We start from the raw sequence: 14,409 nt of genomic DNA, 5'->3' as shown, positions 1-14,409 counted from the left end.
CCCCCCCCGCCACTTCGTTTCTTCCCTTTTCTCACCTGGTCGACGCCTGATGAGCACGCAGCTTCCGCTTTCCCCTCCCATCCACGTCGCCTTGCTGGAGCCGGAGATCCCGGGGAACGCGGGTGCCGTGGCGCGGCTGTGCGGGGCCACGGGTTCGCCGCTGCACCTGATCGGCCGGCTGGGGTTCTCGTTCACGCATCCCAAGGCCAAGCGGGCGATGATGGACTACTGGCAGCACACGCAGTGGCACCATCACCTGGAATGGGAGGATTTCACGGCGGCGACGGCGGGGCGGCGGGTGTGGATGCTCACCACCAAGGCCACGCGGACGCTGTGGGGCGCGTCGTTCCAGCCGGGCGACGTGCTGCTGTTCGGCCCCGAGTCGCGCGGGCTTCCCGAGCACCTGCTGGCGGCCGATCCCGAGCGGTGCATCCGCATTCCCATGCTTCCCGTCGCCCGCTCGCTGAACCTGTCCACGGCCGTGGGCATCTCGCTTTTCGAGGCGCTGCGGCAGGTGGGGTGGATCCCGGCTGGAGCGGTGGAGACTGGGGAGACGCCAGGGACTTGAGGGCGCCGCAAGTTGGCACGGGCGAATGAACTCGCTGCAACGACTACCCGAAGTCCGCCTTCGCGGACTGGCTTGCTGACGTGCACGGACGACGGTGGGGCGCGACCGGAGATCGGTCCGGGTGCAGGTGAAGCGCCGAACGGCGGCGCGTCAGCGCGTCGTGTCGGGGCTTTCCGCTGTTCCAGCCGCGGGTTCACCCGCCCTGGGCCACCACCGGCTTCGGGACGCACTCCGGGCATGAGCGGCGCTCATGGTCCGAGTGTCCGGAATCGGCTTGACTCAAAGCGATTCCGCCGGTATTCTGCGCTGTTTTCCCCCTTTCGCCCGGCGACGGAACCGGGCGCGCTCACGCTACCTGAGGATCGGGTTTTCATATGGCTACGCAGGGCAAGGACACCGACGTCGTATTCCTTTCCGCCAAGCGCACCGGCATGGGGACCTTCGGCGGCTCGCTGAAGGACTTCAGCGCCACCGACCTGGGCGTGTTCGCCGCCAAGGCCGCGCTGCAGGAGTCGGGCGTGCCGGCCGAGGAAGTGGGCCACGTGGTCTTCGGCAACGCGCTGCAGACCTCGTCCGACGCCATCTACCTGGCCCGCCACATCGGGCTCAAGGCCGGGCTTCCGCTCGACACGCCGGCGCTGACGCTGAACCGCCTATGCGGCAGCGGCTTCCAGGCCATTATCAGCGGCGCCATGGAGATCATGCTGGGCGAGGCCGAGGTGGCGCTGTGCGGCGGCACCGAGAGCATGAGCCAGGCCCCGCACGTGCTCCGCGGCGCCCGCTGGGGCAGCCAGCGCCTGGGCCCCGCCGGCCAGTACTACGAAGACCTGCTGTGGGAGGCGCTGACCGACACCTTCGCCGGCTGCTCCATGGCCGTGACGGCCGAGAACCTGGCCGACAAGTACGGCATCACCCGCCAGCAGGTAGACGAGTACGCGCACCGTTCGCAGACGCTGGCCGGGCTGGCGTGCGAGCAGAAGCGCTTCGACGCCGAGATCACCCCCATCACCCTGAAGAGCCGCAAGGGCGAAACGCAGTTCGCCTGCGACGAGCACATGCGGCCCGACACCACGATGGAGTCGCTGGGCAAGCTGAAGCCGTACTTCAAGGAGGGCGGCACGGTGACGGCCGGCAACGCGTCGGGGATCGGCGACGGCGGTGCGGCGGTGATGATCGCCAGCGAGGCGTACGCGCGGCGCAACGGGCTGAGCCCCATCGGCCGGCTGGTCTCGTGGGGCATCGCGGGCGTGGAGCCCAAGCACATGGGCATCGGGCCGGCGCCGGCGTCGCGCGTGGCGCTGAAGCGGGCGGAGATGGACGTCGGCCAGATGGACCTGGTGGAGGTGAACGAGGCCTTCGCGTCGCAGTACTGCGCGGTGGAAAAGGAGCTGGGGCTGGACCGCGAGCGGACCAACGTGTCCGGCGGCGCCATCGCCATGAGCCACCCGCTGGGCATGAGCGGCGCGCGCATCACCGTGCACCTTCTTCACGAGCTGCGGCGCCAGGGCAAGCGTTTCGGACTGGGCACGGCCTGCATCGGCGGCGGGCAGGGGATCGCCCTGGTGGTGGAGGCGTTCCCGGCCGCGGGCGAGCAGGCCATCGCGGCGGATTGACCCCGGTTCAGCGTGACTGACTCCAGCGGCCCTCCGGGCGGGAGCAACCTTCCCGCGCGCCGCCTTTCCAGCAGCGAGCTGGAGGCGGTGATCCGCCGCGCCGTGGAGATCCAGTCCGCCACCGGCGCGCCCGACGAGGGCATTTCGGAGGGCGAGGTGCTGCGCATCGGCCAGGAGCTGGGGCTGGACGCGGTGACGGTGCGGCGCGCCATCGTCGACGTGCGCGGGCGGGCGCCGGAGGAAAAAGGCACGCTGGCGCGGGTGATGGGCCCCGGCGTGGTGCGCGCGGCGCGGACGGTGCGCCGTCCCCCCGCGCAGGTGGGGCTGCTGCTGGAGGAGTACCTGCTGGCCTGCGAGTACATGGTGGTGCAGCGGCGCTTTCCCGACCGCACGCGCTACGTGCGCGCCACCGGCGTGGGCGCCACCTTCGGCCGCGCGGCGCAGAAGTTCGGCTCCAAGCACAAGATGATGGAGCTGCAGCAGCTGGACGTGGCGGTTTCCGCCATCGACGACGGCACCGCGCTGGTGGAGCTGTCGGTGGACGTGACCGGCACGCGCGCGGGCCTCGCGGGCGGCGCCGTCGTTGGTGGCGGAGGGGGCGGACTGGCCGTCGATCTCCACCGCGATCATGTTCGGCGACCCCTTCGCCCTTCTCGGTATCCCCGTCGTGGCGGTGGCGGCCCTGGCGGCGCGCGGCATCTTCGGCGCGGTGCGCGGATCGACGCAGGACAAGCTGGAGGCTTTCCTGGACCGGCTGGAGCACGGCGAGCTGAAGGTGCCCGGCCGTGGCGGCGGGGGAGACGGCGGGGGCGGGATCACCATCGGCCCGCCGGGGTTCGGCATCCGCATCGGCCCGGGGGGCCCGGGCGGTCGCAGGTAGAGTAACACACGGGCGCCCCGGCGCCCTTGCATCCAACGAAACACTTTCGAGTTCATCCTGAGGGAGAGATCCGAATGGCGGAGATCAAGCGGGTCGGTGTGCTGGGGTGCGGGCTGATGGGGAGCGGCATCGCGCAGGTGGCGGCCGCGGCGGGGTACGAGACCATCGTGCGCGAGGTGTCTGACGACGTCTGCCAGCGCGGGATCGGCGGCATCGGCAAGCAGCTGGGCAAATCTGTGGACAAGGGCAAGCTTTCCGCCGAGGACCGCGACGCCATCGTCGGGCGGCTGCGGGGAACGACCAACCTGGAAGACCTGAAGGACTGCGACATCATCATCGAGGCCGTGGTCGAGGACCTGGCGGTGAAGAACGAGATGTGGCGCACGCTGGACGCGGTCTGCGGGCCCGACACCATCTTCGCCAGCAACACCTCGTCGCTCACCATCGCCGACATGGCGGCGGCGACCAAGCGGCCGGAGCGGATGGTGGGGCTTCACTTCTTCAATCCCGTGCCGGTGATGAAGCTGGTAGAGGTGGTGAAGACCATCGCCACAGACCCCGCGGTGTTCGACACGGCGTTCGCGTTCGCCCGGTCGCTGGGCAAGGAGCCCATCGTCTGCAAGGACAACTCGGGCTTCGTGGTGAACCTGCTGCTGGTGCCGTACATGATGGACGCCATCCGCGCGCTGGAGCAGGGCGTGGCGAGCATCACCGACATCGACAAGGGGATGCAGCTGGGCACCGGCTACCCGATGGGGCCGTTCGTGCTTTCCGACTTCGTGGGGCTGGACACGCTCGACAAGATCGGCGGCATCATGTTCGAGGAGTACAAGGAGAAGCGGTACGCCTCGCCGCCGCTGCTGAAGCGCATGGTTTCCATGGGCTACTTCGGCCGCAAGTCGGGCAAGGGCTTCTACGACTACTCCGGCGAGCAGCCGAAGGCGATGAACCTGGTGTAATCCGGCGGGTTGGGACCTGCGATGGCGATGGGCGCCGCGACTCGCGGCGCCCATCGACGTATGCGAGCCCGGAAGGCAGCCGGCGACATCGGCGTTGCTGGAGAGGGCGCTGCGACGGCACTCCCACCTCTCACGTATTTGCGTAAAACGTTGGTAGGTGCTATTGTAGAAACAGCCCGCGTGCAACGCGCGCGCTGCACCTCAAACGTCTTTCGCCTCTGGAGGCAACGTGAAAAAGGTCAAACTGAATCTGGAACACCTGCAAGTCGAGACCTTCGCAACGGTGGCGCGTGGCGGCGTTGCGGCCATGGGTTATAGCGAAGTGGACTGCACCCACTACGAGGCTGGTTGTACTACGCATTCGCTCAACCATGCAACAGGGTGCGACTGTTCGGGTGGCCCACGGTGCACCACTCTCTGCGTGGAATACAGCCAGGCCACGGACGAGTACTGCTGCGGCTAAGGGCCCGCGCGGCGCATCGGGCAACATCGGGACAGATTCCGGTGCCGTGAAGCGGGTACAAGATGATGAAGAGAGGGCGCCTGACAGGCGCCCTCTCGCTTTGGTAGTACGCGAACGGCGCGCCGGCGCCATTCGCCGCTCGCTACCGTGAGACGTTTCGGCGCGCCTGTTTATCAATACTATAATCTATAGTACAAAAGTACCAGTCCCGCGACTCTGGTCGGGTCTCTCAACGACTGGAGCCATGGACGCTTTCGAGAAGGTGTTGGGGCGAGTGATCGCCCAGCGGCGGCGGAGTGTCGGGATGTCCCAGGAGGCGGTGGCGTTCCGCTGCAAGCTTCATCCGACCTACATCAGCCAGCTGGAACGCGGATTGAAGTCGCCCACGATCAGAGTGCTTCGGTTGATCGCGGATGCCCTCGGCACAAGCGGTTCCGAACTGCTCGTAGCGGCAGAGTCCGAAGGTGCCAATCGCCCGGTACACGAATGATCTTCCGCTGCACGCAGCGCCTGCTGAAGGGCACCAAGCTGCCCGTGACCGCCGAGCCGCCGGAGCCCGCCGCCCCGTTGGGCGAGTGGTACGTGAACATCGTGCCGGTGCCGTTCGCGGGGCGATCGCTCGTGCTCTACACGAACCCCAACACCCTGGTCTGCGTAGTCGCTCCGGGACGCGCGCTGCACACCACGCTCCCGACGTTCCGTAATCGTCTTCCGACTCTGCTCCGGCGGCTGGAACTCCCGGGCGAGTGGATCGACGCGCAGTTGGGCGATCTGAACGAGACCATCGTGGCGCGGACGAAGAATCGGCGGGTGCTCGGGTCCATGAACGATCTGGCAACGCAGATCTGGTTCGAGGCGGAGCTGTATCGATCGTTCGAGGGTATCGATCTGGATAGGCTCGAGGTGAAGCTGGCTGACAATCCCCACGGCATGCTCGGGTACAAGGATGCCACGTGGGTGCTCGCCGAGTTGGCCGGGGTTGTTGAACCACGTCCTTTTCCGCATCGCCCCTCCCCGCTGCACGCGGCCCCCCGGCTTCCGACGCCCGGGTCCGGCTTGCGCGTACGCCCCGCGCTCGGCGACGCGGTTCTGAATGAGCTTTTCGCCGCCGCCTGGCCGGACCACGTGGCGCGCGATTTCGCCAATGTGCTCAGCCGGAGCCTGGCCTGGGTTGGCGCATACGCGGGCGAGCAGTTGATCGGGTTCGTGAACGTGGCGTGGGATGGTGGGGCGCATGCGTTCCTGCTGGACACGACGGTGCACCCGGATCATCGACGGCGCGGAATTGGGACGGCGCTGGTGCGGCGGGCGGTCGCGGCGGCCCGTGAGGCTGGTGCAGAGTGGATTCACGTCGACTACGAGCCTCGCCTCGAGGATTTCTACGAAGGCTGCGGATTTCGTCCTTCGGCGGCAGGACTGATCCGTCTCACCCGCCCCGCGGCCTGACGTGACGGCCGGCATCGGGTTACGCGCGGTTCGTAAACAACAAGGGTGGCGCGGGTTGGCGGCGCTGCTCGCCGCATCTGCGATTCGCCACGTGCTGCTTGCGTCCACCCGCCGGCCGAGGCCACCCCTATTCTCTGGGATCAGCGAACATGAAGGTTCTTGTTTTCGGTGCGACGGGGGCGGCGGGCGGAAGCGTGCTGCGGGCGTGCGCGTCCTCGCCCGCGGTGGATGAGGTACGCGCGATTGCACGGCGCCCGCCGGCGTTCGCGAGCGACCGGGTACGTGTGTTCATCCACGACGATTTTCTGGATTACTCCCGCGTAGCGGAGGCGTTCAGGGACGTGGATGCATGCTTCTGGTGCCTGGGCATCTCCGCCACGCAGGTGCCGGACGAGGCGGCGTATCGCGTGATCACGCATGACTTTACGATGACCGCGGCGCGGATGCTCAACCTTCACAGCCCCGGCGCGGCGTTTCACTTCGTCAGCGGGCAGGGCGCGGCGCTGGATAGCCGCATGATGTGGGCGCGGGTAAAGGCGCAGACGGAGCAGGACCTGATCAGCGGCTTCGGCGCGGTGTGCTGGCGTCCCGCGTTCATCGATGGGGCGGATTCGGCGAACGCTCCCCGGTTTCTGCAGGTGATGCGGCCCGTTTTCCGCCTCTTGCGGCCCTTCCGCGGGCTGTACGTGGCGGGCGAAGACATCGGCTTCGCGATGATCCAGGCTACGGTGGAGAAGCAGCGGGCGCGGATCATCGACAATCGCGAACTCCGCAGCATGGCGGACCGCCAGCGGCAGTCCGCGGCGCGCGGCGCCTGATTGGCATTCGCGTTCCGCACCTCTGATCACGGTCGGTTTCCATCCACCCCAACGTGCTTCTCCGGCACCGCACTTCCGCCGTCTTTCCGCGCACGCGAAACCGGGCGCCCGGGTGAACGTACGGACGAAGGTGTGGACACCTTCTGATCCGGAGGAGACGTGGAGATTCTGGTGGAGATCGCCATATGGTTCCTCGTCGAGTTGCTGATCCCGCTCGTCGATCGGCTCCTGCGCCCGCTGGCGAATGCACTGCGATCCGCCTACGGAGGGCAGGTGCTGGCGGCCGTGTGGCTGGGGTGCGGGGGATGCTGCTGGCTGGCGTGGCAGTTCGGCGTGTCTGCGGACCGTGCGTGGGCGGTCGGCGCCGCCGTGCTTATTCTCATTGGCGCACCCGCTTTCGCGATGTTCTCATTCCTTGTCTGGTACCACCGCAACGCTTCTCCCATTCGCCGTCGTCGCGGAAGCGCCTACTGACGGGCCTGCCGTCATCCGCGATCCCGTCGCTCGTCTCGCTCACGCCCGCCCCCCCGTGCGCATCGGAAACCAATTCGATGCGTCCATCCAATTCTTCTGCATGAGCGCGAGAGCGTCCTCTGACCAGCGCTGCCGGTCATCCGAATCTAATCAACCATCCGCAATGGAGGCTGCATGCCCATAATCGTGCCCGACAATGCACGCGCTCCCGACACGCCAGACGACGTGGAGATCCGCATGGAGGCCCGAGAGCCGGACTTGGATCCGACGCTCGGGATCACGGTGCCGCCCAAACCTGAGTGGGGTACGACAGCGCCGGTGAACCGGTTAGTGACCATTGGAGATTCGCTCACCCACGGTTTTCAGAGCGGGGCCATCTTCAACACGCGCCTGTCGTGGCCCATGATCGTCGCGTGGGAGATGGGGTGGGACGAGTTCTTTCGCCATCCCACGTACGATGCGCATGGAGGTCTGCCGCTGAACATCGAGTACCTGGTCCGCGACCTGGAGCACCGGTACGGCAGTTCCATCAACGTGCTCGAACTTCCATTGGCCGTGATGCGCTTGCGAAGCCTCATGGCCCGGGTGGAGGATTACTGGGAGCGGGGCCCGGGCGCGGAGCCGCCTGTCACGAGCGGCATCATGCACAACTTGGCGGTGTATGGCTGGGATCTCCGGGACGCGCTTTCCCGCACCGACGCGACCCTCAAGGTATCCATCAAAAAACCCAAGGACGACCTGCTCAAACAAGTTGTCGAGAATGCCAATGAGCGCGCTGCGCGGCGGGTCTATGCCTCTGCGTACGATCAGAAGCGTGCGCTGACGGTGTTCGAGGCAGCCGCCAAGCTGGGCACCGCGGGAGCACGCAAACAGGACGGCACGATCGACACAGGCGCGGATGGGATCGAAACACTGATCGTTATGCTCGGGGCCAACAACGCCCTTGGTGCAGTCACTTCGCTGCAGGTGAGGTGGAGTGGGGCTGGGTTCGACTCGCTGGATGGCAAGGCGGCGTACAACGTGTGGAGGCCCAGCCACTTCATTCAGGAGTTCAATGAGATTGCCGGGCAGCTGCGCAACGTTCGCGCACGGCATGTAATCTTCGGCAACGTGCCCCACGTCACCATCGCGCCCATCGCGCGGGGCGTCGCCAGAAAGGTTCGGGAGGGGTCCCGGTACTTCCCGTACTATACCCGGCCGTGGATCTCGGATGGGCAGTTCAAGGCCGTAGACGACCCGCACCTCACGGAAACGCAGGCCCGAGCGGTGGACAGCGCGATCGACCAGTACAACGACCACATCGCCACCGTGGTAAAGCAGGCGCGCCAGGACGGACTGGACTGGTACGTCCTGGACATCGCGGGAATGCTGGACCGGCTGGCCTGCCGGCGCTACCAGGACGACATCAGCGCCAGGCCGGCATGGTGGTACCCGTACGAGCTACCGCCGGAACTCACCGCCCTGGACCCTGTTCCCGATTCCCGCTTCTTTCGGGCGGGGCCGAGCGGCCGCACGGCGGGCGGGCTGTTCTCGCTGGACGGCGTGCATCCCACCACCGTGGCGTACGGGCTGGTGGCCCAGGAGTTCATCAACATCATGCAGCGCGCAGGCGTCAAGTTCCACTTCGGGGACCGCGTGACGGAGCGAACGGGGCCGGTGCGCGTAGACTTTACGCGGCTGATCGCGGCGGACACGCTGATTGCCTCGCCGCCCGCGTCACTGGACGCGGACCTCAAGCTGCTGGGCTGGCTGGACAACACGGTGGACTGGGTGGGACGCGTGCTCCCGTTCCACGGCTCACGCACGATCGGTAACTGAACGGACCGCCTGTGGTTCGTCGGCTGCCTGCGGCAAGCATGTGGCCCTGACGTGCGTCGAACTCCTCGAACAGAAGACGTGGGATGGGAGCGGAGGGGCGCCGCGGGCATGCGGCGCCCTTCATCGTTGTCATCGGCGAGCACGGAAGGTACGAAGCTGGGTCATCCGCCCCATGCCCGGCACCGGAAAACTCGTGAAAATCATCGCGCAGGTTCTACTCGCAATCACGAACCAACGCGACCGATGACGCACTCACGATACAGTTCCGCCCGGCACTTCGCCGCCGCGCTCGCCTTCGTCCTGGCCGCCGGATGCACCGATGCCGCCACGAAGGCCACCGGCCCGAGCGAAGGCCGCGCGGCCAAGGCCCGCGCCACCGTTCCCGGCGCGCCGCAGTCCGTGCAGGCGACCGCGGGTGACGCGCGCGCCACCGTCACCTGGACGGCGCCCGCCAGCAACGGCGGCAAGCCGATCAGCAGCTACCGCGTGACGACGCAGCCCGGCGGCGCCACGCTCACCGTCACCGCCCCGGCGACCACGGCCAGCATCACCGGCCTGACGAACGGAACCACGTACACGTTCACCGTCGCCGCGACGAACTCCGTGGGCACCGGGCCGGCCTCGGCGCCGTCGAACGCGGTGACGCCGCAGGCTTCCACCACGCCGCCGCCTGCGTCCACCGGCCGCTGGGTGTCGGGCTACTACGTGGGCTACCAGCGCAGCCTGTATCCGCCCGACGAAGTGGACTTTTCGCTGATGAGCCACATCATCGTGGGGCGCATTCTGCCCACGTCAACGGGCGGGGTGCTGACGCACTTCGACATCAACGACGTCGAGGGCCCGGCCATGGCGCGCACCCTGAGCACGCGCGCGCACCAGGCCGGCAAGAAGGCCATCCTGATGCTGGGCGGCGCGGGCACCCACGCGCAGTTCGTGGGCGCGGCCTCGTCCAGCTATCGCTCCGCCTTCGTCACCAACCTGCTGGCGACGATGGACGACCTGGGCTACGACGGCATCGACGTGGACTGGGAGCCCATCGAAGAGGCCGACAAGGCGCCCCTGCTGGCGCTGCTGCAGGAGCTGCGCGCCCGGCGCCCGGGAATGCTCATCACCATTCCCGTCGGCACGGTGAACAACAACTTCCCGGGCACGTACGACGCCTGGTACGCGCAGGCCGCGGCCATCGTCGACCAGATGAACGTGATGAGCTACAGCATGTCTGGCCCGTGGCCGTACTGGGAGGTGTGGCACCACTCGCCGCTGAACGACGCGGCCACGTACCGCCCGGTATCGATCTCCAGCACGGTGCAGCGCTACCTGAGCGTGGGCGTGCCGGCGGCCAAGCTGGGCATCGGCATGGGGTTCTACGGCGCGTGCTGGAAGAACAACTACGGCCCCCGCGAGCAGCAGAACGCCGGCACCGCGCTGGTGGCCGAGGACAACGTGATGAGCTACACCAACATCATGGCGCACTACTACGACGCCTCGGCGTACTGGTGGGACGCCGCGGCGGGCGCGCCGTACCTGACGTTCAGCGCGCCGAAGGGTCCGCAGGGCTGCAACTTCATCTCGTATGAGAACGAGCAGTCCATCGCGGCCAAGGGCGAGTTCGCCCGGAGCCAGGGCCTCGGCGGCACCATCATCTGGACGATCGGACAGGGCCACCTGCCCACGGCACCGGCCGGGAGCCGCGACCCACTGCTGGCCGCCGCGCACCAGGCGTTCCTCGCCCAGTAAGCCCGGGCGCGGAATGATGGTCGGGGCGCACGGGAATCGTCCCGTGCGCCCCGAATCTCTTGCGCGAATGGACATCGACCATCTACATAGCGTCGGTCACGGCGGCGGCGCGTCTCCCAGGGCGCGATCCACCTCGTCCGGCAAGAGGCCCTGCTCCAACCCGTCCTTCTGGTTCCGCTTCAGAACGACGATGGTGGTGCCGATCAGCGCCATCGACATCCGAGTCCCCGCGCCGACGATCGATGGCAGAGATCACCATCCGCGAAGCGACCACCGACGACGCCGGACACATCAGCGCGCTGATCGCGTCGCTCGCACGGTACTTCCTCGCGGACCCGGACCGCCCCCAGGACGCGGCGGCGTTCTTCGAAACGATCACGCCGCTGGCAATCGCGGATTCCATCGCCAGCGGCCGCTATCGCTATCACCTGGCCGAAAGCGCGGGCGAGCTGGCGGGGATCGTCGGGGTGCGCGATGCGGGGCACCTGTATCACCTGATGGTCGCCGAGCCGTTCCAGAGGCAGGGCATCGCGTCACAGCTGTGGGACCTGGCGAAGCGAGCGGCGGCGGACGACGGCAACACCGGCCGCTTCACGGTGAACTCGTCCGTCAACGCCGTGCCGGTCTACGAGCGGTTCGGCTTCAGGGCGACGGGTGCCGTGCAGGTACAGAACGGCATCGCGTTCATGCCGATGGAGCTACGCGGCGACTGGCGCTCGGCGGGTCGCGCGCCGGATGACCGTGTCGCGCAGGATCACCTTTCATCACCCCAGGAGGCGCCATGGCCAAGCTGATTTCACTGTACAACCACCCCACGGATGCAGCCGCATTCGAGAAGCACCTCCAAGACACGCACCTCGACGTCGCCAGGAAGATTCCCCGGCTCAGCTCGCTGGAGATCAGCCGCGGCGCCGTGATGACGGCCGAAGGTCCGGGCCCGTACCACCTGGTGCTGATCCTGAACTTCGACAGCATGGAAGACCTGCACGCGGGGCTGAACACTCCCGAGGGCTCCGCAGCCGCCGCGGACGCGGCCGCCCTGGGCACGGGTGGCGTTACGGTCCTCGTCTTCGATTCCGAGCAGGTCTGACGCGGCGGCGGCGTCTTTATCTGCTACGGTTGCAAAACGCTGAGTTCCTGGCGATTCGCAGTAGTTACGGCATCTGCTACACGCTGCAGTCCTGGGGCGCCTTCCCCCATCGAACGCGAGATACGGCGCGGAATCTGGACTAATTCAGGGAACAGGCGGTGTGGGATCGATGGGTGGCGCAGTAGCTGCTACATCGCACACCGATGACGTTGGGCTGAGTAGGCAGCGAGGCTGCTGACTCACGCGCCTCCTGGCGTGCCCCGCCCTTCGATCCTGGACCGCGCGCGAGCCGAATCGGCACGCGCGCCTCCCCTCCCAGACCGCCGCGCTCCGGATGGCACCCGCCACTTCCGTCGAGAGGCGGCGGCCCATCTTCTCGCCGGCAGGACCCTCATGGCACATCCACGAATCACGACCCCGTCCGGGCTTCTTCGCCCGGGGACGGCCCTCGCGCTCTTCCTCGCCGCCGCGTGCAGCGGCGCCAGCCCCACGGAAAGCACTCAGCCGAACGGCCAGGCCATGGAGGCGCGGAAGTCCGCGCTTCCCGGCGCGCCCCAGTCCGTCCATGCGGTGGCGGGGGACGCCCGGGCGACCGTGGGCTGGGCCGCTCCCTACAGCGACGGCGGGCGCACGCTGCAGAGCTATCGGGTGACCGCGAGCCCCAGCGGAGCCACCGTCTCCGTGGCCGCGCCCACGACCACCGCCACCGTGGCCGGGCTGGCGAACGGCACCGCCTACACCTTCAGCGTGGTGGCCATCAACTCGGCGGGCGCGGGGCCGGCCTCCGCCTCCTCCGCACCCGTGACGCCACAGGCCGCACCGGCGCTGCCGCCGCCGTCCGGCACCCCGGGGCGATGGGTGTCGGGCTACTACGTGGGCTATCAGCGCAGCCTGTACCCGGCGTCGGAGGTGGATTTCTCGCTGATGACGCACATCATCGTCGGTCGCATCCTGCCCACCTCCACCGGCGGCGTGCTGACGAACTTCGACATCGACGACGTCAACGGCCCGGCGATGGCGCGCACCCTGTCCACCCGCGCCCACCAGGCCGGAAAGAAGGCCATCCTGATGCTGGGCGGTGGCGGGACCCACGCGCAGTTCGTGAGCGCGGCGTCGGCCACGTACCGCGAGGTGTTCGTCACCAACCTGCTGGCGACGATGGACGCCCTGGGCTACGACGGCATCGACGTGGACTGGGAGCCCATCCAGGAGGCCGACAAGGCCCCGCTGCTCTGGCTCCTCCAGCAACTGCGCGCCCGCCGGCCGGGAATGCTGATCACCATTCCGGTCGGCACGGTCAACAACAACTTTCCCGCCACGTACGACGCCTGGTACGCGCAGACCGCCGCGGTGGTGGACCAGATGAACCTGATGAGCTACGGGATGGGCGGCGCCTGGCAGGGGTGGGAGGTGTGGCACCATTCGCCGCTGCACGACGCCGCGCCCGCGCGCCCGGCCTCCGTCGCCAGCACGGTGGACCGGTACCTGGCCATCGGCGTGCCCGCGGCCAAGCTGGGGATTGGGCTGGGCTTCTACGGCACCTGCTGGAAGGGCGCCACCCAGCCGCGCGTGGCGCAGTCGACGACCACCTCGCGCGTGGGCAACGACAACAACATGAGCTACGCCACCATCATGTCGTCGTACTACGACGCCACGGCCAGGCGGTGGGACGCGGCGGCCGGCGTGCCGTACCTTACCTTCAGCTCGCCCAGGGGGCCGAACGGCTGCAACCTCGTCAGCTACGAGGACGAGCAGTCCATCGCGGCCAAGGGCGACTTCGCCCGCGCCCGCGGGCTGGGCGGCGCCATCGTGTGGACCATCGCCGAGGGCCACCTTCCCGCTGCGCCCATCGGCAGCCGCGACCCGCTGCTGGCCGCCGCCGCGCGCGCGTTCCTGGCGCAGTAGGCGGGCTCCGATTCGACGAAGAGGGGCGCCGCGGCCGCGGCGCCCCTCTCGTTCGTGCACGGGGCTGGCGCAACCGCGAGCACGTCCTCAGCTTTGAATCACTCCCGGCGCTCGCGCCGCATACCTCCCCTGTCCATCCCACTTCCCGATGCGAATCCTTCGTCTACTCGCCCTCACGCTCGCCCTGGTGGCGGGCGACCGCTCGCTCGCGGCCCAGGACACCCCCGAGCAGCAGGAAGTGCGCGCCGTCGTCGACCGGATGTTCGACGCCATGCGCGCGGGCGACAGCACGGCCCTCCGCCCGCTCTTCCACCCCACGGCACGCCTGCAGTCCGTCGGGGTTCGCGAGGGCCGGACGATGCTGCGCGGCGACAGCATCGACCCGTTCATCCGCGCGGTGGGAACGCCGCACGACAAGGTGTGGGACGAGCGGATCTCGGAGGTGGAGATCCGCGTGGACGGCCCGCTGGCGACGGCGTGGATGAACTACGCCTTCTACCTGGGCGACCAGTTCAGCCACTGCGGCGTGAACGCCTTCCAGTTCGTGCGGATGGAGGCCGGCTGGCAGATCATCCAGATCACCGACACCCGGCGCCGCGAGTGCCCGTGGTCGGGCCAGGCCGCGCGGCCCTGATCCG

Annotated in this window: 14 protein-coding genes and 1 pseudogene; all 15 read left to right on the top strand. The window is 68.1% G+C overall.

Going from position 1 to position 14,409, the window contains the following annotated elements; translation table 11 throughout:
- The first annotated feature begins 49 nt into the window (after positions 1-49).
- On the top strand, positions 50-568 hold the full coding sequence (locus VGB24_RS09330; protein WP_331072677.1) for a tRNA (cytidine(34)-2'-O)-methyltransferase: 519 nt from the start codon (positions 50-52) through the stop codon (positions 566-568).
- A 374-nt stretch (positions 569-942) separates the two neighbouring features.
- Entirely contained in the window at positions 943-2,181 is a 1,239-nt protein-coding gene (locus VGB24_RS09325; protein ID WP_331072676.1) for an acetyl-CoA C-acetyltransferase, read from the top strand.
- Positions 2,182-2,193: 12 nt separating this feature from the next.
- Entirely contained in the window at positions 2,194-3,066 is an 873-nt protein-coding gene (locus VGB24_RS09320) for a hypothetical protein (protein ID WP_331072675.1), read from the top strand.
- A gap of 69 nt (positions 3,067-3,135) precedes the next feature.
- Positions 3,136-4,020, top strand: a complete 885-nt coding sequence (locus tag VGB24_RS09315; protein ID WP_331072674.1) for a 3-hydroxybutyryl-CoA dehydrogenase — start codon at positions 3,136-3,138, stop codon at positions 4,018-4,020.
- 707 nt (positions 4,021-4,727) lie between these two features.
- Positions 4,728-4,973, top strand: a complete 246-nt coding sequence (locus VGB24_RS09310; RefSeq protein ID WP_331072673.1) for a helix-turn-helix transcriptional regulator — start codon at positions 4,728-4,730, stop codon at positions 4,971-4,973.
- Positions 4,970-5,416 (top strand): annotated as a pseudogene (locus VGB24_RS25455) (DUF6933 domain-containing protein); the annotation flags it as partial. The gene VGB24_RS09310 and the pseudogene VGB24_RS25455, both read left to right, overlap by 4 nt.
- Positions 5,417-5,539: 123 nt before the next feature.
- Positions 5,540-5,929, top strand: coding sequence for a GNAT family N-acetyltransferase (locus tag VGB24_RS25330; protein WP_349263909.1), 390 nt, complete (start codon positions 5,540-5,542; stop codon positions 5,927-5,929).
- A gap of 149 nt (positions 5,930-6,078) precedes the next feature.
- Positions 6,079-6,747, top strand: a complete 669-nt coding sequence (locus VGB24_RS09300; protein ID WP_331072671.1) for an NAD(P)H-binding protein — start codon at positions 6,079-6,081, stop codon at positions 6,745-6,747.
- Positions 6,748-6,906: 159 nt separating this feature from the next.
- Positions 6,907-7,221: a hypothetical protein gene (locus tag VGB24_RS09295; protein ID WP_331072670.1), complete on the top strand. Its 315-nt coding sequence runs from the start codon at positions 6,907-6,909 to the stop codon at positions 7,219-7,221.
- Positions 7,222-7,395: 174 nt separating this feature from the next.
- Entirely contained in the window at positions 7,396-9,039 is a 1,644-nt protein-coding gene (locus VGB24_RS09290) for a hypothetical protein (protein ID WP_331072669.1), read from the top strand.
- A 243-nt stretch (positions 9,040-9,282) separates the two neighbouring features.
- Positions 9,283-10,776, top strand: coding sequence for a glycosyl hydrolase family 18 protein (locus tag VGB24_RS09285; protein WP_331072668.1), 1,494 nt, complete (start codon positions 9,283-9,285; stop codon positions 10,774-10,776).
- Positions 10,777-11,018: 242 nt separating this feature from the next.
- On the top strand, positions 11,019-11,570 hold the full coding sequence (locus tag VGB24_RS09280) for a GNAT family N-acetyltransferase (protein WP_331072667.1): 552 nt from the start codon (positions 11,019-11,021) through the stop codon (positions 11,568-11,570).
- Positions 11,558-11,866, top strand: a complete 309-nt coding sequence (locus VGB24_RS09275; protein ID WP_331072666.1) for an EthD family reductase — start codon at positions 11,558-11,560, stop codon at positions 11,864-11,866. The genes VGB24_RS09280 and VGB24_RS09275 overlap by 13 nt, the downstream gene beginning before the upstream one ends.
- Before the next feature lie 393 nt (positions 11,867-12,259).
- Positions 12,260-13,771, top strand: coding sequence for a glycosyl hydrolase family 18 protein (locus VGB24_RS09270; RefSeq protein WP_331072665.1), 1,512 nt, complete (start codon positions 12,260-12,262; stop codon positions 13,769-13,771).
- A gap of 148 nt (positions 13,772-13,919) precedes the next feature.
- The gene (locus VGB24_RS09265; protein ID WP_331072664.1) at positions 13,920-14,405 is read left to right on the top strand and encodes a nuclear transport factor 2 family protein; all 486 of its coding nucleotides are present in this window, start codon (positions 13,920-13,922) and stop codon (positions 14,403-14,405) included.
- The last annotated feature ends 4 nt before the right edge of the window (positions 14,406-14,409 follow it).

This window comes from Longimicrobium sp., from assembly GCF_036399935.1.
Lineage (GTDB): Bacteria > Gemmatimonadota > Gemmatimonadetes > Longimicrobiales > Longimicrobiaceae > Longimicrobium.
This window is presented reverse-complemented; position numbering and strand designations above follow the sequence as displayed.